General features: G+C 51.6%; 22 protein-coding genes. 14 read left to right on the plus strand and 8 right to left on the minus strand.

Annotated elements, in window-relative coordinates:
* Positions 1-176: 176 nt before the first annotated feature.
* The 7 genes from aroA (at position 177) to pyrF (ending at position 7,012) form a co-directional block, all read left to right on the plus strand.
* Positions 177-1,463: a 3-phosphoshikimate 1-carboxyvinyltransferase gene (aroA, locus tag C7A19_RS05415; protein WP_077650563.1), complete on the plus strand. Its 1,287-nt coding sequence runs from the start codon at positions 177-179 to the stop codon at positions 1,461-1,463.
* A 200-nt stretch (positions 1,464-1,663) separates the two neighbouring features.
* A complete protein-coding gene (cmk, locus tag C7A19_RS05420) occupies positions 1,664-2,347 on the plus strand; it encodes a (d)CMP kinase (protein WP_069361466.1) in 684 nt (227 codons plus the stop codon).
* A gap of 102 nt (positions 2,348-2,449) precedes the next feature.
* The gene (gene rpsA / locus C7A19_RS05425; protein WP_069361506.1) at positions 2,450-4,120 is read left to right on the plus strand and encodes a 30S ribosomal protein S1; all 1,671 of its coding nucleotides are present in this window, start codon (positions 2,450-2,452) and stop codon (positions 4,118-4,120) included.
* Between the two features lie 72 nt (positions 4,121-4,192).
* A complete protein-coding gene (ihfB, locus tag C7A19_RS05430) occupies positions 4,193-4,477 on the plus strand; it encodes an integration host factor subunit beta (protein WP_046073494.1) in 285 nt (94 codons plus the stop codon).
* Between the two features lie 288 nt (positions 4,478-4,765).
* Positions 4,766-5,053, plus strand: a complete 288-nt coding sequence (locus C7A19_RS05435) for a lipopolysaccharide assembly protein LapA domain-containing protein (protein WP_116644399.1) — start codon at positions 4,766-4,768, stop codon at positions 5,051-5,053.
* Positions 5,054-5,056: 3 nt separating this feature from the next.
* The gene (gene lapB / locus C7A19_RS05440; RefSeq protein ID WP_116644400.1) at positions 5,057-6,226 is read left to right on the plus strand and encodes a lipopolysaccharide assembly protein LapB; all 1,170 of its coding nucleotides are present in this window, start codon (positions 5,057-5,059) and stop codon (positions 6,224-6,226) included.
* Positions 6,227-6,313: 87 nt separating this feature from the next.
* Positions 6,314-7,012, plus strand: a complete 699-nt coding sequence (gene pyrF, locus C7A19_RS05445) for an orotidine-5'-phosphate decarboxylase (RefSeq protein ID WP_077485646.1) — start codon at positions 6,314-6,316, stop codon at positions 7,010-7,012.
* A 63-nt stretch (positions 7,013-7,075) separates the two neighbouring features.
* Here pyrF and C7A19_RS05450 read toward each other — a convergent pair whose 3' ends face one another.
* From C7A19_RS05450 to pspF, 6 genes are all read right to left on the minus strand, one after another.
* A complete protein-coding gene (locus tag C7A19_RS05450; protein ID WP_077458058.1) occupies positions 7,076-7,891 on the minus strand; it encodes an ATP-binding cassette domain-containing protein in 816 nt (271 codons plus the stop codon).
* A complete protein-coding gene (locus tag C7A19_RS05455) occupies positions 7,875-8,882 on the minus strand; it encodes an oligopeptide/dipeptide ABC transporter ATP-binding protein (protein ID WP_069361472.1) in 1,008 nt (335 codons plus the stop codon). Before C7A19_RS05455 ends, C7A19_RS05450 begins: the two co-directional genes overlap by 17 nt.
* Positions 8,882-9,769, minus strand: a complete 888-nt coding sequence (gene sapC, locus C7A19_RS05460) for a putrescine export ABC transporter permease SapC (protein WP_069361473.1) — start codon at positions 9,767-9,769, stop codon at positions 8,882-8,884. The genes C7A19_RS05455 and sapC overlap by 1 nt, the downstream gene beginning before the upstream one ends.
* Positions 9,756-10,718 carry an ABC transporter permease subunit gene (locus tag C7A19_RS05465; RefSeq protein WP_116644401.1) on the minus strand — a complete coding sequence of 321 codons (963 nt, stop codon included), beginning with the start codon at positions 10,716-10,718 and terminating at the stop codon, positions 9,756-9,758. Before C7A19_RS05465 ends, sapC begins: the two co-directional genes overlap by 14 nt.
* A gap of 3 nt (positions 10,719-10,721) precedes the next feature.
* A complete protein-coding gene (gene sapA, locus C7A19_RS05470) occupies positions 10,722-12,341 on the minus strand; it encodes an ABC transporter substrate-binding protein SapA (protein WP_116644402.1) in 1,620 nt (539 codons plus the stop codon).
* A 124-nt stretch (positions 12,342-12,465) separates the two neighbouring features.
* On the minus strand, positions 12,466-13,488 hold the full coding sequence (gene pspF, locus C7A19_RS05475) for a phage shock protein operon transcriptional activator (RefSeq protein ID WP_077485652.1): 1,023 nt from the start codon (positions 13,486-13,488) through the stop codon (positions 12,466-12,468).
* A gap of 209 nt (positions 13,489-13,697) precedes the next feature.
* Between pspF and pspA the strand changes: the two genes are divergently transcribed.
* From pspA to C7A19_RS05510, 7 genes are all read left to right on the plus strand, one after another.
* Positions 13,698-14,366 carry a phage shock protein PspA gene (pspA, locus tag C7A19_RS05480; protein WP_077458064.1) on the plus strand — a complete coding sequence of 223 codons (669 nt, stop codon included), beginning with the start codon at positions 13,698-13,700 and terminating at the stop codon, positions 14,364-14,366.
* A 21-nt stretch (positions 14,367-14,387) separates the two neighbouring features.
* Positions 14,388-14,618, plus strand: a complete 231-nt coding sequence (gene pspB / locus C7A19_RS05485; RefSeq protein ID WP_046073483.1) for an envelope stress response membrane protein PspB — start codon at positions 14,388-14,390, stop codon at positions 14,616-14,618.
* Positions 14,615-15,004 carry an envelope stress response membrane protein PspC gene (pspC, locus tag C7A19_RS05490; RefSeq protein ID WP_069361478.1) on the plus strand — a complete coding sequence of 130 codons (390 nt, stop codon included), beginning with the start codon at positions 14,615-14,617 and terminating at the stop codon, positions 15,002-15,004. The genes pspB and pspC overlap by 4 nt, the downstream gene beginning before the upstream one ends.
* Positions 15,005-15,054: 50 nt before the next feature.
* Positions 15,055-16,446: a YcjX family protein gene (locus C7A19_RS05495; protein WP_116644403.1), complete on the plus strand. Its 1,392-nt coding sequence runs from the start codon at positions 15,055-15,057 to the stop codon at positions 16,444-16,446.
* Positions 16,447-16,457: 11 nt separating this feature from the next.
* Positions 16,458-17,477 carry a TIGR01620 family protein gene (locus C7A19_RS05500; RefSeq protein WP_116644404.1) on the plus strand — a complete coding sequence of 340 codons (1,020 nt, stop codon included), beginning with the start codon at positions 16,458-16,460 and terminating at the stop codon, positions 17,475-17,477.
* 320 nt (positions 17,478-17,797) lie between these two features.
* Entirely contained in the window at positions 17,798-19,339 is a 1,542-nt protein-coding gene (gene tyrR / locus C7A19_RS05505) for a transcriptional regulator TyrR (RefSeq protein WP_069361481.1), read from the plus strand.
* Between the two features lie 4 nt (positions 19,340-19,343).
* A complete protein-coding gene (locus C7A19_RS05510) occupies positions 19,344-19,943 on the plus strand; it encodes a GNAT family N-acetyltransferase (protein WP_235614266.1) in 600 nt (199 codons plus the stop codon).
* A 103-nt stretch (positions 19,944-20,046) separates the two neighbouring features.
* Here the strand turns inward: C7A19_RS05510 and pyk are convergent, their stop codons facing one another.
* Together pyk and C7A19_RS05520 are read right to left on the minus strand one after the other, a co-directional pair.
* The gene (gene pyk / locus C7A19_RS05515) at positions 20,047-21,492 is read right to left on the minus strand and encodes a pyruvate kinase (protein ID WP_077485662.1); all 1,446 of its coding nucleotides are present in this window, start codon (positions 21,490-21,492) and stop codon (positions 20,047-20,049) included.
* Between the two features lie 158 nt (positions 21,493-21,650).
* The gene (locus tag C7A19_RS05520) at positions 21,651-22,505 is read right to left on the minus strand and encodes a MurR/RpiR family transcriptional regulator (RefSeq protein ID WP_046073477.1); all 855 of its coding nucleotides are present in this window, start codon (positions 22,503-22,505) and stop codon (positions 21,651-21,653) included.
* Positions 22,506-22,702 lie beyond the last annotated feature (197 nt).

Raw genomic sequence — 22,702 nt, forward strand, 5'->3', positions numbered from 1 at the left:
GCGTTACCAGCCATCGTTTGGCGTTATCTGCCAATGGCTCGAGCACAAAACCAAGCCGCTTCTCTACGGGGAAGCGGTTTTTTATTTGGGAGGCGAGGATGACAAAAATAATAATTGTGAGTTAACCGGTATTTTGGTTACTCTGGGGGCACTAAGCATCACGGATATAAACCAGAATGGAGCAACTGACACTTTCCCCGATTTCTCATGTGAACGGCCAAATTAATCTTCCCGGCTCTAAAAGTGTGTCTAACCGCGCGCTATTGCTTGCCGCGTTAGCGTCAGGCACCACCCGATTAACCAATTTACTGGATAGTGACGACGTGCGGCATATGCTCAATGCATTTACCGCGTTGGGGGTTGACTATCAATTATCCAGCGATCGCACCGAATGTGTGGTGCAAGGACTGGGACAACCGTTTAATAGCGCTGAGGCGACCACGCTGTTTCTCGGCAATGCGGGAACGGCGATGCGACCATTAACGGCTGCATTGTGCCTGGGTGAGGGGGATGTCACCCTGACAGGTGAACCGAGAATGAAAGAGCGCCCGATTGGCCATCTTGTTGACGCCCTGAATGCGATTGGTGCTGATATCCACTATCTTGAGACTGAAGGCTATCCGCCACTACGTATCCATGGCACTGGCTTGGCGGGTGGCGACGTTAGCATTGATGGTAGCATCTCCAGTCAGTTTCTCACCGCATTACTGATGGCCGCGCCATTTGCGGAGCAAGAGACCCGGATCACCATTAAAGGGGATCTGGTCTCTAAACCTTATATCGATATTACCCTAGCCATCATGGCGCAATTTGGTGTTGAGGTACAAAATGATCAATACCAAGCGTTTGTGATCCCTGCCGGGCAGTGTTATCAATCGCCAGGCCATTTTATGGTAGAGGGCGATGCATCATCAGCCTCGTATTTTCTTGCCGCAGCCGCAATCAAAGGCGGAGAAGTGAAAGTCACGGGTATTGGGCGTCATAGCGTACAAGGCGACATTCAGTTTGCCGACGCACTCGCGGCGATGGGGGCTGAGATCGAGTGGGGAGAGGATTATGTGCTTGCCCGTCGACAAACACTTAAAGGCATCGACATGGACTTTAATCATATTCCTGATGCCGCGATGACTATTGGTGTGGCCGCTTTATTTGCCGAGGGACCGACGTGGATCCGCAACGTGTACAATTGGCGGGTCAAAGAAACCGATCGTCTGTACGCAATGGCTACCGAGCTTAAAAAGGTAGGTGCTGTGGTTGAAGAGGGCGAAGACTATCTGTACGTCGAGCCACCAACGCAGTTGCAACATGCGGCCATCGACACCTATGACGATCACCGAATGGCAATGTGCTTCTCGCTAGTGGCGTTAAGTGACACGCCCGTCACTATCAACGATCCAGGCTGCACCTCAAAAACCTTCCCGGATTATTTCGAGAAGCTCGCGGCAATCAGCATTGCGGAATAATCATACTGCAACTCATTGCTGCTGATATCGACGCAGCAGCAATGATTTCCTGCCGGATTTCTTCTATACTATGCGCCGATTTATCGATGGGCTTGTTGGGCAAACGGTGTGTTTGTCGCATGACGATATGCTAGGCGTCAAACCCGTTTTAAGCCGCAAGCGACGCGAATCGAGTAAAGTTGACGAACGTGGAGAGATTTATGCCGACACAGGCGCCTGTGATTACAGTAGATGGCCCAAGTGGTGCAGGAAAAGGAACCTTATGTATGCGGTTGGCGGAGACACTAGGCTGGCATTTGCTAGACTCTGGCGCCATCTACCGTGTTTTGGCATTAGCGGCGATTCATCATGACGTAGATACCGCATCAGAAGACGCCCTGGTACCGTTAGCGGCGAACCTAGACGTCCAATTTATCGCTGAGGGTGAGCTGGTGAAGGTGATCCTCGAAGGGGAAGATGTGTCTGGTGCCTTACGCACTGAACAAGTGGGCAACCAAGCATCAAAAGTCGCGGCCCTCCCGCGTGTTCGCGAGGCATTGTTGCGCCGTCAGCGTGCGTTTGTCGGCGAGCCAGGTTTGATTGCTGATGGCCGTGATATGGGCACCGTGGTCTTTCCGCAAGCCGAGGCGAAAATCTTCCTGGATGCTAGCGCAGAAGAACGCGCGCGCCGGCGCCAGCATCAGTTGCAAGGCAAGGGGGTTAATGTTACCTTTGACCGCCTTTTAAGCGAAATTCAAGAGCGTGATGATCGTGACCGCAATCGAGCGGTGGCGCCATTGCGTCCCGCGTCAGATGCATTAGTGCTAGACTCAACGTCGCTATCAATCGACGAAGTGATTGCACAGGCACTGGCGTTTATTGAAAGCAAATTATCGGCTGCATAAGCAGTCTATAACCGTTAGCTGCAAGGATGATAGCTAACATATTTAACAACCCCATGCGGTAGGATACCCGTGGACGTTTATCAAATTGAAGATTTAAATATAATGACTGAATCTTTTGCTCAACTCTTTGAAGAGTCTCTAAAAGAAATCGAAACTCGCCCAGGTTCTATTGTTAAGGGTACTGTTGTTGCTATCGAGAACGGTTTCGTTCTGGTTGACGCAGGCCTGAAATCTGAATCGTCTATTCCAGCTGACCAATTCAAGAACGCTGCTGGCGAACTTGAAATTGAAATCGGCGGTGAAGTCGATGTAGCCCTGGACGCAGTGGAAGATGGTTTCGGTGAAACTCAGCTTTCTCGTGAGAAAGCGAAGCGTCACGAAGCTTGGATCCAGCTAGAGAAAGCGTACGAAGAAGCTGAAACCGTTAACGGTGTTATTAACGGTAAAGTGAAAGGTGGTTTCACCGTAGAACTGAACGGCATCCGTGCGTTCCTACCGGGTTCACTGGTTGACGTTCGTCCAGTACGTGATACTTCTCACCTGGAAGGCAAAGAGCTCGAGTTCAAAGTAATCAAGCTTGACCAGAAGCGCAACAACGTTGTGGTTTCTCGTCGTGCGGTTATCGAGTCAGAAAACAGCGTTGAGCGTGACGAGCTGCTAGCTTCTCTGCAAGAAGGCATGGAAGTTAAAGGTATCGTTAAGAACCTGACTGACTACGGTGCGTTCGTTGATCTTGGCGGCGTTGACGGCCTGCTTCACATCACTGACATGGCGTGGAAGCGCGTTAAGCACCCATCAGAAATCGTTAATGTTGGTGACGAAATCAACGTTAAGGTTCTGAAGTTTGACCGTGAGCGTACTCGCGTATCGCTTGGCCTGAAACAACTGGGTGAAGATCCATGGGTAGCTATTGCTAACCGTTACCCAGAAGGTCACAAGCTGACTGGCCGTGTAACCAACCTAACTGACTACGGCTGCTTCGTTGAAATCGAAGAAGGCGTTGAAGGTCTGGTACACGTGTCTGAAATGGACTGGACCAACAAGAACATCCACCCATCTAAAGTGGTTAACGTGGGTGACGAAGTTGAAGTCATGGTTCTGGACATCGACGAAGAGCGTCGTCGTATCAGCCTTGGTCTGAAACAGTGTAAAGCCAACCCATGGCAGCAATTCGCTGAAACTCAGAACAAAGGCGATCGTGTAACTGGTAAGATCAAGTCAATCACTGACTTCGGTATCTTCATCGGTCTAGACGGCGGCATCGACGGTCTGGTTCACTTGTCTGACATTTCTTGGAACGTGGCTGGCGAAGAAGCCGTTCGCGAATACAAGAAAGGCGACGAGATCTCAGCAGTGGTTCTTCAGGTTGACGCCGAGCGTGAGCGTATCTCACTGGGCATCAAGCAGATGGAAGAAGACCCATTCAACAACTACCTGGCAGCGAACAAGAAAGGTGCTATCGTTAACGGTACGGTAACGGCTGTTGACGCGAAAGGCGCAACTGTTGAGCTTGCAGAAGGTGTTGAAGGTTATCTGCGTGCTTCTGAAGCCGCGCGTGACCGTGTTGAAGACGCGACACAAGTCCTTTCAGTTGGCGACAGCGTTGAAGCGAAGTTCACCGGCGTTGACCGTAAGAACCGCGTTCTGAACCTGTCTGTTCGTCTGAAAGACGAAGCTGACGAGCAAGAAGCGATGGCTAGCCTGAACAAATCTGATGAAGGCGCTATCGGTAATGCTATGGCTGACGCGTTTAAAGCAGCGAAGAGCGAATAATGTATAAGTTGAGGGGGAAATTTTCCCCCTCTGCATTTATACTGTTGAGAAACATACTAAAGCGGGGTGTCTATGACCAAATCTGAGTTAATTGAAAGGCTCTGTAGTCAGCAAGCCCATCTGTCTGCTAAGCAGGTAGAGGATGCTATCAAGGAAATCCTTGAGCATATGGCGACCACACTTGAAAGCGGTGATCGGATCGAAATCCGTGGTTTTGGTAGTTTCTCACTGCATTATCGCGCGCCTCGTGTGGGGCGTAATCCGAAAACAGGGGAAAAAGTGGAGCTTGACGGTAAATACGTCCCGCACTTCAAACCTGGTAAGGAGCTTCGTGATCGCGTTAACATCTATGGTTAAGCGATAGACGCTGGAAAAAACGGCATGCTGTAGGTATGCCGTTTTTTTATGCCTATCGATCATAGCTTGCGTGGCGAATTTCCTGCATAATCATACCTTCTGTGTAAGATCTTGTACCCACAGCTAAAACCTTGCCACTTGCCATCATGCGAGTGGACAGCGCGAGCCAAGGGTGTATTAGTAACGTTTTGTTGTATCAAGCAAACGTTCACAGTGACAAGTGCCTCGCATCTTGTCGTTCTGCCATAATTGAAGAGGCACTAGGCCTTTCGCAATGAGGGAATACTTGTGAAAATACTCGGCATTCTGTTTCTGGTGTTATGTTTTCTGATCACCTTGGCGCTGGGAGCGCAAAACCAAGATGTGGTCAACTTTAACTACTTAATTGCCCAAGGGGAATTTCGTCTTTCTGTGATCTTGGGTATCGTCTTTGTCATGGGTTTTGGCATTGGCTGGTTAGTCTGCGGTGCGTTATACCTAAAAGCGAGAGTGACCGCTCGAAGACTGCGTAAGCAGGTGGATAAGCAACGCAAAGAACTTGATAAATTGCGCACGGACCCGCTTAAGGAACAATAATTCATGCTAGAGCTGTTGTTTCTGTTGCTCCCCATTGCGGCCGGTTACGGCTGGTATATGGGTAACAGGAATGCTCGTCATCGACGGCAAGAACAGTCACATCACTTGTCTCGTCAGTATGTGGCGGGGCTCAATCTGCTGCTGTCTGAACAATCAGATAAAGCAGTCGATCTGTTTATCGAGCTACTCCAGGTCGACAATGAGACCATTGATACCCACCTTGCCCTTGGCAATCTGTTTCGCTCTCGGGGCGAAGTCGATCGCGCGATTCGCATCCACCAGAACCTGATTGCTCGCCCTAATCTGACGCTTGATCAACGCAACCTCGCCATGCAACAGCTGGCCAAAGATTACATGGTCGCCGGGTTTTTTGATCGCGCAGAAAAGATATTTTCCGAGCTGGTGGATGAGCCAGATTATCAAGAATTTGCCCTTCAGCAGTTGTTGGCTATCTTTCAGCAAACCCGAGAGTGGGAAAACGCGATTGATACCGCGAGTAAACTGGTCAAGATGGGCAAGCACAAGTTACGTAAAGACATTGCCCATTTTCATTGTGAGCTGGCGATGCAACAGCTCGCCGATGGCGACGAACATAAAGCACGACAATGGCTACGTCGCGCCTTGTCGTATGATAAAAGTTGCGTGCGCGCCAGCTTGAAGCTGGCCAAGCTTGATATTGAGCACCAAGATTATAAAGGCGCCATCAAGCAGCTAGAGAACATCCTAGAGCAGGATGCGGACTTTGTCAGTGAGGCGTTACCACTGTTGGCGGAGAGCTATCGCGCGCTAGGGCGTGAAATGCATCTGGTTCGGTTTTTAAAAGAATGCATTGAAAAGAATGCTGGGGTCAGCGCGGAGTTGATGCTATCAGAGGTGATCGGTAACAACGAAAATATCGCGATGGCGCAAAGCTTTCTCACTCGCCAGCTTACTCGCAATCCGACCATGCGCGGCTTTCACAAGTTAATGGAATACCATGTTGAGCAAGCGGAAGAGGGACGCGCAAAAACCAGTCTGAACACGCTAAAAGACTTGGTCGCCGAACAGATGAAGGTGAAACCGCATTATCGTTGTCGAAAATGCGGCTTCTCCACTCACGCGCTTTACTGGCAATGTCCGTCCTGCAAAAGCTGGGGGGCAATCAAGCCAATCCGGGGGCTTGATGGTGAATAAGGGCGATGCATTGGCATCGCCGTTTTTTTATCTATCGCGCGGGAATCACCGCTTAGTTGAACACTATATAAGGAACAAGGAGACAACATGCACGACCCAAAAGTCATCGTGGCACTCGATTACGCAGACATGAATCAAGCACTGGCCTTTGTGGATAAAATTGAGCCGGGCTCATGTCGCTTAAAAGTGGGCAAAGAAATGTTCACCTTATTTGGGCCGGCATTAGTTAAACAGCTGCACGCGGGGGGACATGAGGTATTTCTCGATCTTAAATTCCACGACATCCCCAATACGTGTGCACGTGCGGTGTCGGCGGCGGCTGAGTTAGGGGTCTGGATGGTCAACGTCCACGCCTCTGGTGGCGAGCGAATGATGGTTGCAGCACGTGAAGCCCTGGCCCCCTATGGCGGCAATCGCCCCTGGTTGATTGGCGTGACCGTACTGACCAGCATGACAGCAAACGATTTAGCTGACAGTGGCCTTCATACGTCACCGCAAGCACAGGTGCAGCGCTTAGCGGGGTTAACCAAGCAGGCAGGGCTTGATGGGGTGGTGTGCTCTGCGCATGAAGCCAGTCTATTGAAGGCTGAATGTGGAGATGGGTTTAAGTTGATCACTCCGGGGATCCGTCCCGCCGGCAGTGACCAAGGTGACCAACGCCGAGTGATGACGCCAAAAGAAGCGGTGCAAGCGGGCTCTGATTATCTTGTGATCGGTCGGCCAGTAACGCAGGCAGCCGATCCTGCTGCTGTGCTGGCAGCGATCAACCAAACGTTAACTAGCTAAGCGATTAAGATCATAGATAAATGGCAATAAAAAGAGCGGCTAACAATGCCGCTCTTGATCAGGCTATGGCCGTGCGCCAGCTGATTTACGCGAACGCCGGTCTAAGACAGGTGCGGTAAAATGACTATCAATCAGCCTTTGCGTCAAGCCGTGTTGCGGGTTGGCAAAAATGTCTGCGGTATTGCCTGATTCCACCACGTTCCCTTTTTGCATCACCATCAATTTGTCAGTAACGTGTTTAATCACCCCCATATGCTGAGACACATACACGTAAGACAGTCCCATCTCATCTTGTAACTCCAGCAACAAGTTGATGATCTGCGAGCGCATGGACATATCCAAGCCATTTAAGGCTTCATCAGCGATAATGACACTGGGCTGAAGAATTAAGGCTCTCGCAAGCGATACCCGTTGCTTTTGGCCGGTGGCCAGCATTTGCGGATAAAAGTAGGCGTGCTCGGGTAACAAGCCCACACGCAATAGCGTGTTCTTAATGCGTTTGCCGCGCTCTTGCGGGGTCATGTTGGTGTTTCGTCGCAAGGGGCCTTCTAAGATTTGCCCGATCTGATTGCGTGGGTTGAGCGAGGTGTTCGGATCTTGGAAGATCATCCGAATCAATTTACAGCGGGTTTGGTAGTCTTTGTAACGCAGCGTCTCGCCATTAACTCGGATTTGCCCTGCCGTCGGCTCGATAACACCCGCAATCATGCGTGCCAGCGTCGATTTTCCTGAGCCATTTTCGCCCACAAAGGCAATGGTTTCCCCAACATCTAATGAGAAAGACACAGGCTTAACCGCATGAGTGACACGCTTTCTCAACCACCCAGTCCGGTGATGATAATCTTTGGTGAGCCCATCTATTTCAAGAAGAGCGGCCATGCTTGTTCTCCATGTTGAGTGGGAAATGACAGGCAAATTTATGGTTTTTCACTTTTTGCGTATGTGGGGTTTCCACACATTTACGCTGTGCATACGGGCAACGTGGCCCCAGTCGACAACCGATGGGCAAATGCTGTAGTGGCGGTATTGAGCCAGGCAAGGTCTCTAGCTTGCTCTTGTGGGGGATGTCGCGACTAAAATCAGGCATCGTCCGCAATAAGGCATCGGTATAGGGGTGGTGCGGCGTCGTCAAAATTTGCTCGCGGTTACCCGATTCCACTGACTGGCCACAATACATCACGGTGATCCTATCAGCCCAACGCGTCACCAAGGTCAGGTCATGACTAATCAGCAATATGGTGGTGTTGGAGAGCTGATTGGTGCGACTCAGTAAACGAAATATCTGCGCCTGAGTAATGGGATCTAACTCGTTGGTCGGTTCATCGGCAATCAATAGGCGAGGGCGGTTGGCAATCGCCATCGCAATCATCACCTTTTGACACTCGCCATCGGTCAGCTCATACGGGTAGCTTTCCATGACTCGCTTGTGATCCTTGATGCCCACTTTATGCAGCAAGGCAATCGAATGTTGTTTGCGCCAATTCAAACGCTGCCACCAACTGCCTGAGAATGAAGCGGGCGGAATCGCCTCTTCAAGCTGATGTCCCACCACTTCGGAAGGGTCAAGACAGGTAGAGGGCTCTTGGAAAATCATCGCAATGTCTTTGCCGACCACATGGCGACGTTCGCGCGCGGGCAGTTCTAATAGGTCGATATTACCCAAGCGTAATCGGTCGGCGGTCACATGCCATTGATCCTTAGTGACGCCGCAAATGGCTTTAGCCACCAAGCTTTTGCCTGAGCCAGATTCACCCACCAAGCCACGAATTTCACCATCATTGATGGTCAAACTCATACGATCGACGGCTTTCACCATGCCTTGTGGGGTTTCTATTTCTATGGTCAGGTGTCGAATATCAAGTAACGGCATTATTCAGTTCCTGCGTTGATGGCTTGGCTGATCCCCTCACCCACTAGGTTAACAACCAACACACTGAACGCAATCGCCATTCCAGGCAAAGTGACCGTCCAAGGCGCAGTGAAAATCAGCTCAACAGAATCCCCTAACATGGCGCCCCATTCAGGCGCGGGCGGCTGTGCCCCAAGACCTAAAAAGCCGAGTGCCGCCACATCAAGAATGGCGACAGAAATCGCGCGGGTAATTTCGGTACTCAGCACAGTGACGATATTGGGCAAAATCGAGTGATAAAGGAGATAAAAATCATTGGCCCCATCTAAGCGCGCGGCAATGATATAGTCTTTCCCTATTTCATCATGCACCGCAGTATACACGGCGCGAATGATACGTGGGATCAGTGATAGCCAAATAGCGAGTAATACTTGGGTTTCTCCCACACCTAAAAACGCCACCACGATAATGGCCAACAATAATGATGGAATAGAAAGGATACTATCTAGGATATGGTTTAATACACTCGACTTGAGTCCCTTGGTCATCCCAGCCAGTACGCCAATCGCCACACCGACCAGCGACGCGGCCAATGCGGTGATCAGCGCATAGCCAAAGGTGAGTCGAGAGCCCGCAATCAGGCGTGAGAGCATATCGCGGCTCAGATCATCGGTCCCTAAAAAGTACTCAATTTGCCCTGATTGCACCCAAGAGGGCGCCATCAGTAAGTGGCCTGTTTGATGCTGCGGGCTCCACGGGGCGAGAAGGGGGGCAAATAAGGTAACCAGGATGAGCCCAACCAGGCACCAAAAGCCAATCACCGCAAGCTTGTTGCGACGAAACGCATTCCAGGTGCGCTCGAATTGGGTCGGGATATGCTGTTCAACGTACACACTATTTGAGGGCATACCATTTTTTCCTTACCAGCGGGTTCATAAAAGCCCCCAATACATCCGAGATGATATTAATCAGTAATACAAACCCACCAATGACCAAGACGCCGCCTTGTACTGACACATAATCTTTAGCGATGAGCGTATCGAGTAGCCAGCGCCCAATCCCAGGCCAGTTAAAGACTGACTCGACGATGATCACAAAGGTCACCATAGTGGAAACCAGTAAACCAAAATTAGGGATGATCGGTGGAATGGCGTTTTTCATCCCGTGACGAAGCACGATTTCCGTTTTTGATAGCCCCTTGGTCGCGGCGGCTTTGATGTAATTCTGTCGCATCACATAGGCCATAGAGTCGCGTACCATTTTAATGATCTCGGTGGTCGGGACCACGGCAAGCGTTAGGGTCGGTAACACCAGGTGGCGGACAATATCTGTTGCGGCCTTGCCTTGTAGCGGTAAGTCTGACAGCCACAAATCCACCAGCGCGAAGCCGGAAATATGCGGGATTTCATACAAAAGGTTATAGCGCCCAGACACCGGAAACCACTGTAAGTCGAGCGAGAAAACCATGATAAAGAGGATAGCCAACCAGAATGTAGGGATGGAGAACACCACCAGGGCAAACGAAGAAATCACTTTATCTGCAGGCCCTTGGCTACGAATGCCAGCCAGCGTGCCTAATGGCACGCCCACAATCAAGCTAATAAAGAGCGCGGCAAAGCATAGCTCTAAGGTCGCGGGTGCGACGTGCGCCAGTGTCTCGACAACCGGTGAGCCATTGACGGCTAATCCGAGGTCGCCATCAAGCAGTTGGCGAATGTAGTAAATCCAGCCTATCCAGTAATCAAATTGGTGCCAATTTGAATGGGGTGCCAGCAACATAATGTTATAGGCGACCAAGGTGAGGATCACTAGGGTGATTAAAAATAAGTTGAGGCGTCGTAACGTATAAATCAACATTGGTTAGCGCTCCCGCGACACATCGGCGAAACTGTCGGCCCCAAAGGGCGTCATTGTCAGTCCGGTTAGTCTGGCGTCACGCACTTGATGCTGAATGCCGTGGGCCAGGGGAATGACGGGCATGCGACGGTCAAGGATAGTTTGAGCTTTCTGATATAACGCCTTGCGCTTGGCTATCTTGTCCGTGGCAATCGCCTGATTTAGCGTTTGGTCAAAAAAGCGGTTACACCAGTTAGAGATGTTCCAGCCCGTAAACTTCGCGTTGCAGGTGAGCAAAGGGCGTAAAAACGTATCAGGATCGCCATTATCGGCGACCCATCCCGTTAATACCATATCGTGGCTGTCATCACCTTGGCGAATGGACGTGCGATTGACGGTTTTCTCCGGGATAATATCGACGTCGATACCAATTTCTCCCAAGTCCGCTTGGATTAATTCCGCGGTTTTACGGGGGCTGGGGTTAAACGCCGTGGGTTTAAGCGGCACGGTTAAATCGACACTGAAACCATGACGATAGCCTGCTTTGGCAAGTAATGCCGCGGCCAGCTTGGGATCATACTGGGTTTTTCGATTAGGATCATAGGCCCATGACATGGGTGGCAGTAAGCTGGTGGCCGGCGCGCCAGTGCCATAATAGACCGAACTGAGCAGCGCCCCTCGGTCAATCGCTAGGTTAATCGCTTGACGTACTGCCACTTCCGATAACGCAGGGTGGCGGGTATTGAGCGCAATAAAGGCCACATTCATCCCTGTTTGCGACGATAAACTAAAGCGCTCATCACCGACAACCACGGGAAGCTGGCTCGCGACGGGCGAGGCGAGCACATCACACTCGCCGGTCAGCATTTTTGCAAGCGTCCCTGTGCCGCGCGTGGAAACATCAAACACCACCTGTTCCATCGGCGCAGGGCCTTGCCAGTACTGCCAATGGCGGCGCAGTCGAATAAGCTCGCGTGGCTGGTACTCCGCCAGCGCGAAAGGGCCGGTACCAACCGGATAGGTATCGAGCTTCTCTGGTGTGCCCGCCTCCAGCAATTGGTTGGCATACTCTTTTGAAAGGATCACTGAAAAGTTGGTAGCCAAGGTGGAGAGAAAAGAGACATCGGGCCGAGAGAGGGTAAATTGCACGCGGTAGGTGTCGAGCGCTTTAACGCTGGTCACCAAGCCGGCAAAGTTCATGCTATCAAACCACGGATACTGACCACCGGAAACGTGATGAAAAGGATGGCGTGGGTTAATAAGGCGACGAAAGGAAAACACCACATCGTCGGCGTTGAGGTACCGCGAAGGGGTAAACTGAACACTGCGATGAAACGCGACGCCACGACGCAGAGAAAAGGTGTAGGTTTTACCATCATCACTCACCTGCCAGCTTTTTGCTAGCATCGCCTCGGGTTGATACGTCTCGGGATTGAGTCGCAGCAGACGGTCATAAAGCTGACTCGACAAGGTATCAGCCGTGAGGCCGCCATCGGTCAACTGAGGGTTAAAGGTGTTCGGCTGGCCAGGGCCACAAAACACAAAGCCACGATTGTCGGCCGCACGTTGATCGCTGGCAGCGTCACAACCTGCAAGGAGCAGACCACTCACCCCCAGGATCAAAAACTGGAAAAAAACGCGCATAAACCAAGTGAAATCAGCTATCAAAGTAAACCCCGTAATCTACCACCGAAACGGCTTTACCACCAAGCAAAGTAGGGGCTATCTGGTGTTTCTTTGCATTGGGGGTGTATCTGTGTCCGTACACTCAGCGCATCGGGTCATGCGCGTCGTGTTGCCCCACGTTATGTTTTCGCAGCAGCCCCCTAAATTGATGGTAGCTTAGGCCAAGTAACTGCGCGGCCTTTCTCTGATGATAGTTGGCTTGCGACAGCGCCGCTGTGACCAAATCGCGTTCTTGCGTGGTTTGCCATTGACGGAGGTCGAGTGGCAGAGGGGGCAGTGAGTCGGCTTTGGTGGTGGAAGTGGCCGCAGTGACCGCAGAATGAGCCCGCTGCCAAGGCGGTGAAAAAGGGTCTAAACAAATCGTGTCGATGGGCGTGTTGGGATCATTGTGACGGGAGAGGGCACGCTCGACGGCATTTTTTAATTCACGCACATTGCCTGGCCACGTATGCGTTAACAATTGAGACTTAGCGTGCTCGGAAAAGCCGGCAAATAACGCGTAGCCAAGCTCCACGGCCATTTTCATCGCAAAGTGCTCAGCCAATAACAAAATATCTTGCTGACGCTCGCGAAGTGGCGGGAGGTGAATGACATCAAACGCCAGCCGATCAAGCAAGTCGGGTCGAAAGCGGTTCTCATGTGCCAATCCAGGTAAGTCTTCATTAGTGGCACAGATAAGGCGCACATCGGCACGCAGGGGAGAGACACCACCTACCCGCTCATACTCGCCATATTCAATCACCCGCAGCAGCTTTTCCTGCACGCCCAATGGCGCGGTGGCGATCTCGTCCAAAAACAAGGTGCCGCCTTCCGCCCGCTCAAAGCGTCCCGCATGTCGGCCTTTGGCGCTGGTAAAGGCGCCGGCTTCGTGGCCGAATAACTCGGAGTCGATCAATCCTTCGCTGAGTGCGGCGCAATTTAAACTCACCAATGGTTGCGACCAGCGTGCTGAGAGATAATGAAGACGCTGTGCAATCAACTCTTTCCCGGTTCCGCGCTCACCCATAATCAGCACTGGACGGTTAAGCGGTGCCAGTTGGCTGACATGATCCAACACGGCGAGAAAACGATCCGATTCACCCAATAAATTGTCTTGTTCACGCATGGCGATTTTTACCAAATAGTGGTTTTCTTCATCATGGCCTTTTTAGTGGGGTAACGCAATCCCTTTTAAGTTATTGAAAATAAATGACTTAAAAGTTGGCATGGGATTTGAATCCTATTGGGTGTGTCAGAGCCGAGTACCACGGGTTAATGCGCCATTGGCCTTAACTCTCTGGCTCATCAATGAGGAAGCGTATTAAGGAGTTTATAATGGGAATTTTTTCGCGTTTTGCTGATATTGTGAATGCTAACGTCAACGCCTTGTTAGACAAGGCAGAAGATCCACAAAAAATGATCCGTTTGATCATTCAAGAAATGGAGGACACCCTCGTTGAAGTGCGTACCTCGTCGGCAAAAGCGCTAGCCGATAAAAAAGAAGTTGCGCGTAAAATTGAAAATATCGAGCGTCAGATCCAAGAGTGGCAGGACAAAGCCTCACTCGCATTGCAAAAAGATCGTGAAGACCTGGCTCGTGCGGCATTGATTGAGAAGCAGAAAGCGCATGATGTTAAAGTTGCGTTGGATGAGGAGCTGACGCTGATTAACGAAAGCGTAGAGAAGCTTGCTGGCGAAATTGCGGCACTAGAAACCAAGTTAAGCGAGACACGCGCACGTCAGCAATCACTGACAATTCGTCGTGAAACCGCGGGTAATCGTCGCGATGTGCGCCGTCACCTTGGCAGTGGCCGCGCCGATGAAGCGATGGCAAAATTTGAACAATATGAGCGCCGTATTGACGAACTAGAAGCAGAAGCGGACAGTTATCAAGTCGGCCAGGGCAAAGGCCTAGAAGACGAGTTCGCTGACTTACAAGCGCAAGATGAGATTGAAAAAGAGCTGGCGTCTTTAAAAGCCAAAATGAAAAACAACCAATCGTAACCGATACCACAAGGAGCGGACATGTCATCATTATTTCTCGGTTTCCCACTGGCGATTTTTCTGCTGTTTGTCGCCCCGCTGTGGTTATTTCTGCATTACCGCAGTAAGCGTCAAGTGGCGCAAGGCCTGAGTGGGCAAGATTACGAGACACTGCAACAACTGGCGCAACGTGCCGAAAAGCTGCAGGCGCGGGTAGATAACCTAGAACGTTTATTGGATGCAGAAGCCCCCCACTGGAGGCAACGCGCATGAGTAATACCTTGTATAGAGATCCAGAAAATGGCCGCATCGCTGGGGTGTGCGCCGGGCTTGCCAATCACTTTGGCATGGAAACTTGGTTAGTGCGCATCCTCACTGTCTCGGCGTTTTTACTCGGTTTTGGGTTCTTTGTGGTGGTCGCTTATATCGCGGCGGTATTGATCCTGGATAAAAAGCCGCCAGAGGTCAGGCAAGAGCCGAGTGCCGCGCAACAAGAGCATCAAGTGAAGCAAAAACCTTGGCAGTCAGGAAAATCGGCGAGCCAATTGATTGCCGATCTCGACCGTGAATTTAGCCAAATGGAAGATAAGGTGACGCACATGGAAGCCTATGTGACCTCTTCGACCTTTAACGTCGACCAAGCCTTCAAACAACTCTAACCTTGCTGCCCTGTTTGGGCAGCTTGGCCAATTAGGAGCCATATCAACCTATGCCATCAGTGAAAAGGCGTGTGAAGCAGTGGGTGAGCCGTGGGGCTGACCGTCATGTTCGCCTCGCGGTAACCGGTCTTTCTCGTGCGGGTAAAACCGCCTTTATTACTTCTCTCATTAATCAACTGACGCAGTTGGGTACTGAGCCTAACTTACCGCTGATGTCATTGGTGCAACAGGGGCGGGGATTGGGTGCACGTCGAGAGCCCCATCCGCACATGCATCTGCCCGCGTTTGATTACGACAGTGCCATGCAGGCGCTTCATCAAACCCCACCGGTATGGCCGTCACCGACACGTGATGTCAGTGAAGTACGCCTCGCGGTGCGCTATCGCCCCCAGTCGGCAGCACTGAGGGCAATCAATGAAATGGCCACGCTATACGTGGATATTGTCGATTATCCGGGGGAGTGGCTGCTCGATTTGCCCTTGTTAAGCCAAAGCTACTCGCAATGGTCGACCAAACAAGCAGGGCTACTCACTGGTCGCCGCGGCGAGCTGGCGGCCACCTGGACAACCAAAGCGGCGGCGCTTGATCCATTTGCCCCGGCGGATGAAAAAATGCTGGCGGACATTGCCGAAGACTACACCGCGTTTTTGCATCAGTGTAAAGCGCACGGAGGCTTGCACTGGGTGCAGCCAGGTCGATTTGTGCTGCCAGGTGAACTAGCGGGCGCGCCTGTGGTGCAGTTCTTCCCATGGGTGGGGAAACAGGACGAGCAAGCGTTGGCCAAAGCCGGGAAAGACTCCAACTACGGTGTGCTAAAAGCGCGCTACGACTATTATTGCGAGCACGTGGTTGCTAATTTTTATCGCGAGCATTTTGCCAAAATTGACCGGCAAGTGATCTTGGTAGATACCTTACAGCCCCTGAATGCTGGCCCCGCGGCGTTTCATGATATGCGTCTTGCCGTTGAGCAGCTGATGCAAAGCTTTAAATATGGCAAGTCAGGGTTGATGAAACGACTGTTTTCACCACGGATTGACAAGGTCTTGTTTGCGGCCACTAAAGCCGATCATGTGACCCCCGATCAACACCCAAATATGGTGAGCTTATTACAACAAATCGTTCATCAGGCGTGGCAGCAAGCCGCGTTCGAGGGCATTGATATGCGTTGCCAAAGTGTTGCCGCGATTGAAGCCACCACACCCGGTTATGTCTCGGTAAAAGGCGAAAACCAGCGCGCGCTAAAAGGCTTTCTTGCCGACAATTCGCCAGTCACCTTGTACCCGGGTGATGTGCCAGCGCAGTTACCTGAAGAGACATTCTGGCAAGCGCAAGGGTTTGATTTTCCCTCTTTCCGCCCTCAGCAAGCGCCCCTGGATGCGCCGTTACCGCACATTCGTATGGATAAGGCATTGGATTACTTGCTGGGCGATAAATTTCGATAAGTGAGAGCGCGATGACGCAATACAAGCCAAAGCAAACTTTTGCACAGGATGTGGATGTAGAACACGACACGGAAAGTCGAATCCAACAAGGCATACAGTTCCAATCGGAAACCGATTTTACCCCTGCACCGAGTGAAGAGTGGGATGCGGAACTTGAAGCGACCCTAACGCCTTCGCCACGACAACGTCGCCGCGTATGGCCGTTTTTGCTATTAGTGACTGTATTACTCGCGGTGTGGCAATCAGCGGACAGCGTCTATCAAAGCTGGCTGGCGCGAGATTGGTTGAGCCTGGGTTGGCAAGGCCTGCTGATCGCGCTTGCCACCACTGGACTGGTGATGCTAGGCAAAGAGTGGCGGGCGATGCGCCGCTTGGTGGAGCGTGAGGCGGTACGAGAACAAGCAGAGCAGCTGCTAAGCAGTGATGCGGTGGGGCAAGGAGAGCGGTTTTGTCAGCAACTGGCCGAGCAAACCGGGCAGGCGCAAACGGCCGCCTTTGCCAACTGGCAGCAGCAATTGGCGGCCACACATAGTGACAGTGAAATTCTGAGCCTCTATGAGCAGCAAGTGCTCAGCGCACAAGATAAAGCGGCGCGTGCTTTGGTCACCAAGCACGCGCAAGAAGCCGCACTCATGGTGGCGGTCAGCCCGTTGGCGGTAGCAGATATGTTGCTGGTGGCGTGGCGTAATTTTTACTTGATGACGCGTATCGCGCAGATCTACGGGATCCAACTGGGCGTTAAAGCGCGTTTTCGTTTACTGAAAATGGTGCTCACCAACATGGCGCTGGCGGGTGCCAGTGAGGCGATGACCGATGTGGGCTTTGATGTGCTGTCGGTGAATATCGCGGGTCGCGTATCAGGCCGGGTGGCGCAGGGGCTCGGTATTGGCCTGCTCACTGCGCGGTTAGGGCTAAAAACCATGACATTGATGCGGCCACTGCCTTGGCATGGTCAAGCCGCGCCCAGCCTGTCGCAGCTTCGCCGTGAGTTAATCAAGCGACTGGCGGGCAAGCGTCAACAAAATGCGTGATAATGCACGTCAAGAAGGTGGCTGGGAGGCAAACTCACCAGCCACGCTCGTATTCATAGAATAATCAGTGAGTTAATTGCGTGTTTTCTGTGCTACAAACGTGACGGCGTAAAGCAAAAATCGTATCAGGGCTTGACTGTTCCCCCTAACCCGCTCAAACTCCGCTTCAGTGTCAACTTATCCTGACAGCTAATGCAGCGCAGGCAGCCACGACGATGAATGCTTCAGTAACCCGTTGAAGCGGGCAGAGTTTTAAGTATGCATCGCCACAAGGCTTGCTGCCGGTATTGGGTATCACTGTCAAGTCACAGGAATCCATTATGAGACTGAAAGTCTGTTGTGAAGATAGGATCGGGCTTACCCGCGAACTCCTCGATATTCTGGTGCGCCGCGACATCGACCTGCGGGGTATTGAAATTGACCAGGTCGGGATCATATACCTCAACTGTCCGGAAATTGAATTCGACGCCTTTAGCCAGTTGATGTCAGAAATTCGACTGATTTCTGGGGTCACCGACGTACGCAAAGTACAGTTTTTACCGGCTGAGCGCGAGCACAAAGAGTTGCGCGCACTAGTTGAAAGCCTGACCGATCCTGTGGTGTCGATTAACCTCGATGGCTACATTGATATGGCCAACAAGGCGGCGCAAGACTTGATTGGCTCGAGTGAACACCAACTTATCGATGAACATGCCAACAGCGTGTTTCCCGACTTTCAGTTTGCCCACTGGCTGGAAAAAGAAGAAGCCAGTCAAAGCTGTCGGATGGTGGTGATGGCCGGACTCGACTTCCTCATGGAAGTGATGCCAGTGCACATCAATGACGAAAGTGAGCAGCCTGTATTGGTGAGTGCGGTGGTGCAGCTTAAGCAGGTGGCGATGAATAACACCTCGCAAACCGTGTTCCGTACCCCGAGCGATCATGGGTTTGATCATCTTGTGGGTCAATCAAACAAGTTTAAGCAGCTCATTGGCCAAGCGAAAAAACTGGCGATGTTGGATGCACCACTGTTAGTACAAGGCGAAACCGGTACAGGTAAAGAAATGATAGCGCGTGCCTGCCACCGTCACTCCTTGCGCGCGGATAAACCTTTCCTACTCGTTAACTGTGTATCTATGCCAGATAACGCCGCTGAAACCGAATTGTTTGGCATGGCGGCCGCCGAAGAAGGCGGTAGCGCCAAAAAAGGCATTTTAGAGCAAGCGGATGGTGGCACCGTATTCTTGTACGAAGTCGGCGAAATGAGCCGCCACCTGCAAGTAAAACTGTTGCGCTTTATGCAAGACGGGACCTTCCGTCGTGTCGGCGAAGAACGCGAGATGCAGGTGGATGTGCGCGTTATTTGTTCGACTCAGAAAAACTTGCCCGAGCTGGTGGCGGCCCATCAGTTCCGTGAAGATCTCTTCTATCGCCTCAATGTGTTATCGCTAACCGTGCCACCACTTAGAGAGCGAACGGCCGATGTGATGCCGCTGGCAGAGCTGTTCGTCAAACAATTTGCTGCCGACTTGGGGCAATCTAAGCCGCGCATCGACGAAGCCTTGGCTGATTATCTGACACATTATGCGTGGCCCGGGAATATCCGCCAGTTACGCAATGTACTGCTTCATGCGATGACGCAAATTGATGCAGAAGTGATGACGATCGATGACGTCCAACTGCCAGAAATTGAAAACACCCAGTTTATGAGTGAAGAATCGATGGATGGCTCATTGGATGAAATCATGAAGCGTTACGAGTCGGGGATTTTGCATAACCTGTATCGAAGCTACCCTTCAACGCGCAAGCTGGCCAAGCGATTGGATGTCTCGCACACCGCGATTGCTAACAAACTGCGCGACTACGGGATTGGTAAAAAGTAAGCCGATGCAGGAAGCCAGTATGTATCAGTCGTCGATTAGCCACTTCCCGCGTTTGTCCGTTGATGAGCTGCGCATTGATGCCATCAGCCATGAAGACGTGACCCGGGTGGTGCAGTACTTTCAGCGCAACCGTGATTTTCTCGCGCCTTGGGAGCCTGAACGTGCGGCGGGCTTTTATACTGAGCAGGGGTGGAAGCGACGCGTGCTGCAGTTGATGGAGTTACAAAAGCATCAGCTGGCGTATTACTTTTTGATTGCCAAGCAAGACTTGCCTCAAGTGTTAGGGGTGATTTCGTATACCAGTGTGATGCAATACCCATCTTATTCGTGCACCGTGGGTTATTCGCTTGATGAAGCGGCACAAGGACAAGGGATCATGCGTCGGGCGCTTGCCGCGACGAACCAGTGGCTGTTTGATAACGTTCACATCCATCGTGTGTGTGCGTCCTACATGCCATGTAACCAGCGTAGTGCCAAGGTATTGGAGGCGGTCGGCTTTGAACATGAGGGCCGAGCGCGAGACTATTTGTTGATTAATGGCCAATGGGAAGATCATATCTTAATGGCGCATATCAATCCGCACTGGCGACCTAAACCAGATTGACTCGCGAGGGTCTCATTAGAGCATTAGCGGACTCCAACGACAAACATAAAAGGCGACCCAGCTAGATCGCCTTTTGCTTTTTCAGTGTGCGCTTATCCGCGAGTTATTTCACTGTCAGCACACGCATGGTGTTGGTAGAGCCAATCACTTCCATTTGGTCGCCTTGGGTCATGATCACCTGATCGCCTTCGGCCAAAAAGCCACCTTCTTTCAAGGTTTGCAGGGCACGCTCCGCCACTTGCAGGCCTGCACCGCTGTCGCTGTCAAAATACACCGGCGTCACACCACGATAAAGGGCGGCACGGTTAAGTGTGTGTTCATGACGCGATAGCGCAAAAATGGGCTTACCGGAAGAGATGCGCGACATCATCAAGGCCGTACGGCCAGACTCGGTCAGTGACACCATGGCTTTCACCCCTTGCATATGGTTCGCCGCATACATGGTGGCCATAGAGACTGTTTCTTCTTGGCTATCAAACTGACGATCGAGACGATGGTTGGAGATATTGACCGACGGCATCTTCTCAGCCCCGATACAGACCTCGGCCATTGAGCGTACCGTTTCCAGTGGGTACTGGCCTGCGGCGGTTTCTGCCGATAGCATCACTGCATCCGTACCATCCAGTACCGCATTGGCCACATCCATCACCTCCGCGCGAGTAGGCATAGGGGCGGAAATCATTGATTCCATCATCTGGGTGGCGGTGATCACCAAACGGTTCATGCTGCGGGCGCGGCGAATGAGTTGCTTTTGTACCCCAACCAACTCTGGATCACCAATTTCGACACCCAGATCGCCCCGCGCGACCATCACCACGTCAGACGCTTCAATAATGTCATCAATGCTCTCATCGCTGATCACGGTTTCGGCGCGTTCGACTTTGGCCACCAAACGCGCGTCCAAGCCAGCATCGCGCGCCAACGAGCGGGCATAGTGCATATCTTGGCCGTTGCGCGGGAAGGAGATCGCTAAGAAGTCGACGCCGATTTTGGCGGCAGTGAGAATGTCTTGCTTGTCTTTTTCGGTCAACGCAGGGGCAGACAGGCCACCGCCTTTTTTGTTGATCCCTTTGTTGTTAGAGAGCTTACCGCCTACCGTGACCTCGGTGTGTACCTTGGCCCCTTCAACCGCCAATACCTTGAGCTGTACGCGACCATCATCGAGCAGCAGAATATCGCCATTGGTAACGTCCTGGGGCAGGGCTTTATAGTCAAGGCCGACCGCGTCTTGGTCGCCCATGCCAGGCGAAAGCTCGCCATCCAAGGTGAATTTATCACCTACCGCCAGAGTGATGGCACCCTCTTTAAAGGTAGACACTCGGATTTTAGGGCCTTGTAAATCACCCAAAATACCCACGTGACGACCAAGCTTCGCCGCAATCGCGCGCACTTGATCGGCGCGTTTAATATGGTCTTCCGCACTGCCGTGAGAGAAGTTAAGGCGAACGACGTTAGCACCGGCGGCAATAATCGATTCCAATACACTGTCTTTGTCGGTGGCAGGGCCGAGTGTGGTAACAATCTTCGTTCTTCTCAGTTTTGCAGACATGATTAACTCCTATATACAGGATGATGTTTTAAGGGATAAAGCAGAAAGGGCAACATCACCGCCAAGTCGTGGATTCGACGAGGTGCTGACACCAGTGTAGCGCATTAAAAACGTCGAATAGATGACACAAAAAAGGAGTGCCAACGCACTCCTCTTAGTTAGGTCAGGGATTCTTTATGAAAGCGTGAATCGCGAATGGCTTCTTTGACACGCTTCAAGTTATCTCTAAATCCAGGCCCGCGGCGAAGCGTAAAACCAGTGGCCAGCACATCGATCACCGTCATTTGCACGACCCGGCTGGCCATCGGCATGTATTCGTCGGTGTCTTCTGGCACGTCGAGCTGGATGGTGTGCGAACACACTTTATCTAGCGGCGAGTCGCGCTGGGTGATGCCAATGACGGTGGCACCGTTCTCGCGCGCTAAGTTAGCCACATCGACCAAACTCTTGGTACGCCCGGTGTGTGAAATCATCACCACCACATCGCCGTCATTACAGTTAATGCAGCTCATTCGTTGCATCACGATGTCGTTAAAGCACACCACCGGAATGTTAAAACGGAAGAACTTGTTTTGCGCGTCATGCGCCACTGACGCTGAGGCGCCCAGGCCGAAAAAGGCGATTTTTTTCGCTTGGGTCAGCATATCGACTGCGCGGTTAATTTGGTGCGTGTCGATGCTGTTTTTCGCCACATCCAAACAGGCCATGGTTGACTCAAAAATCTTCGCCGTGTAAGCATCGGCGCCATCGTTTTCTTCAACGTTGCGGTTCACATACGGGGTGCCATTGGCCAAGCTTTGCGCGAGGTGAAGTTTAAAGTCTGGGAAGCCTTTGGTGTCGAGGCGACGACAGAAACGGTTAACCGTTGGCTCGCTCACATCAGCCATCTTTGCCAACGTCGCAATACTCGAGTGAATAGCGGTTTGAGGGGAGGCGACAATGATTTCAGCAACTTTTCTTTCAGATTTGCTGAAGTTTTCAAGATTTTTTTGTATTTTTTCCAGAGTATTCATCTGAGTTACCGCTTACGTTCAAGACCAAAGTTAAAAATTGTCGCTCGGTGAGAGCGAGCTTCAATGAAGTGTTAAGTGTGTCATTCACCACGGCTTTTGACTGCCGCTTAGTAACAGATAGTCTATCGTCTCGCGGATTGTAATGACATTATTATGACTATCTGAGCATAAAAACTTTGTCACCATTCACGCTTTTA

This window comes from Salinivibrio sp. HTSP, from assembly GCF_003390965.1.
Classification (GTDB): Bacteria; Pseudomonadota; Gammaproteobacteria; order Enterobacterales; family Vibrionaceae; genus Salinivibrio; species Salinivibrio kushneri.

Coding starts and splice junctions, on each gene's coding strand:
- pspF (WP_077485652.1), bottom strand. CDS start 13,488: ATGCGTGAACAAGACAATTTATTGGGTGAATCGGATCGTTTTCTCGCC.
- C7A19_RS05455 (WP_069361472.1), bottom strand. CDS start 8,882: ATGCCGTTACTTGATATTCGACACCTGACCATAGAAATAGAAACCCCA.
- sapC (WP_069361473.1), bottom strand. CDS start 9,769: ATGCCCTCAAATAGTGTGTACGTTGAACAGCATATCCCGACCCAATTC.
- tyrR (WP_069361481.1), top strand. CDS start 17,798: ATGAGACTGAAAGTCTGTTGTGAAGATAGGATCGGGCTTACCCGCGAA.
- C7A19_RS05520 (WP_046073477.1), bottom strand. CDS start 22,505: ATGAATACTCTGGAAAAAATACAAAAAAATCTTGAAAACTTCAGCAAA.
- lapB (WP_116644400.1), top strand. CDS start 5,057: ATGCTAGAGCTGTTGTTTCTGTTGCTCCCCATTGCGGCCGGTTACGGC.
- ihfB (WP_046073494.1), top strand. CDS start 4,193: ATGACCAAATCTGAGTTAATTGAAAGGCTCTGTAGTCAGCAAGCCCAT.
- C7A19_RS05500 (WP_116644404.1), top strand. CDS start 16,458: ATGACGCAATACAAGCCAAAGCAAACTTTTGCACAGGATGTGGATGTA.
- cmk (WP_069361466.1), top strand. CDS start 1,664: ATGCCGACACAGGCGCCTGTGATTACAGTAGATGGCCCAAGTGGTGCA.
- C7A19_RS05465 (WP_116644401.1), bottom strand. CDS start 10,718: ATGTTGATTTATACGTTACGACGCCTCAACTTATTTTTAATCACCCTA.
- pspC (WP_069361478.1), top strand. CDS start 14,615: ATGAGTAATACCTTGTATAGAGATCCAGAAAATGGCCGCATCGCTGGG.
- C7A19_RS05450 (WP_077458058.1), bottom strand. CDS start 7,891: ATGGCCGCTCTTCTTGAAATAGATGGGCTCACCAAAGATTATCATCAC.
- pspB (WP_046073483.1), top strand. CDS start 14,388: ATGTCATCATTATTTCTCGGTTTCCCACTGGCGATTTTTCTGCTGTTT.
- C7A19_RS05495 (WP_116644403.1), top strand. CDS start 15,055: ATGCCATCAGTGAAAAGGCGTGTGAAGCAGTGGGTGAGCCGTGGGGCT.
- rpsA (WP_069361506.1), top strand. CDS start 2,450: ATGACTGAATCTTTTGCTCAACTCTTTGAAGAGTCTCTAAAAGAAATC.
- sapA (WP_116644402.1), bottom strand. CDS start 12,341: ATGCGCGTTTTTTTCCAGTTTTTGATCCTGGGGGTGAGTGGTCTGCTC.
- C7A19_RS05510 (WP_235614266.1), top strand. CDS start 19,344: ATGCAGGAAGCCAGTATGTATCAGTCGTCGATTAGCCACTTCCCGCGT.
- aroA (WP_077650563.1), top strand. CDS start 177: ATGGAGCAACTGACACTTTCCCCGATTTCTCATGTGAACGGCCAAATT.
- pspA (WP_077458064.1), top strand. CDS start 13,698: ATGGGAATTTTTTCGCGTTTTGCTGATATTGTGAATGCTAACGTCAAC.
- pyk (WP_077485662.1), bottom strand. CDS start 21,492: ATGTCTGCAAAACTGAGAAGAACGAAGATTGTTACCACACTCGGCCCT.
- pyrF (WP_077485646.1), top strand. CDS start 6,314: ATGCACGACCCAAAAGTCATCGTGGCACTCGATTACGCAGACATGAAT.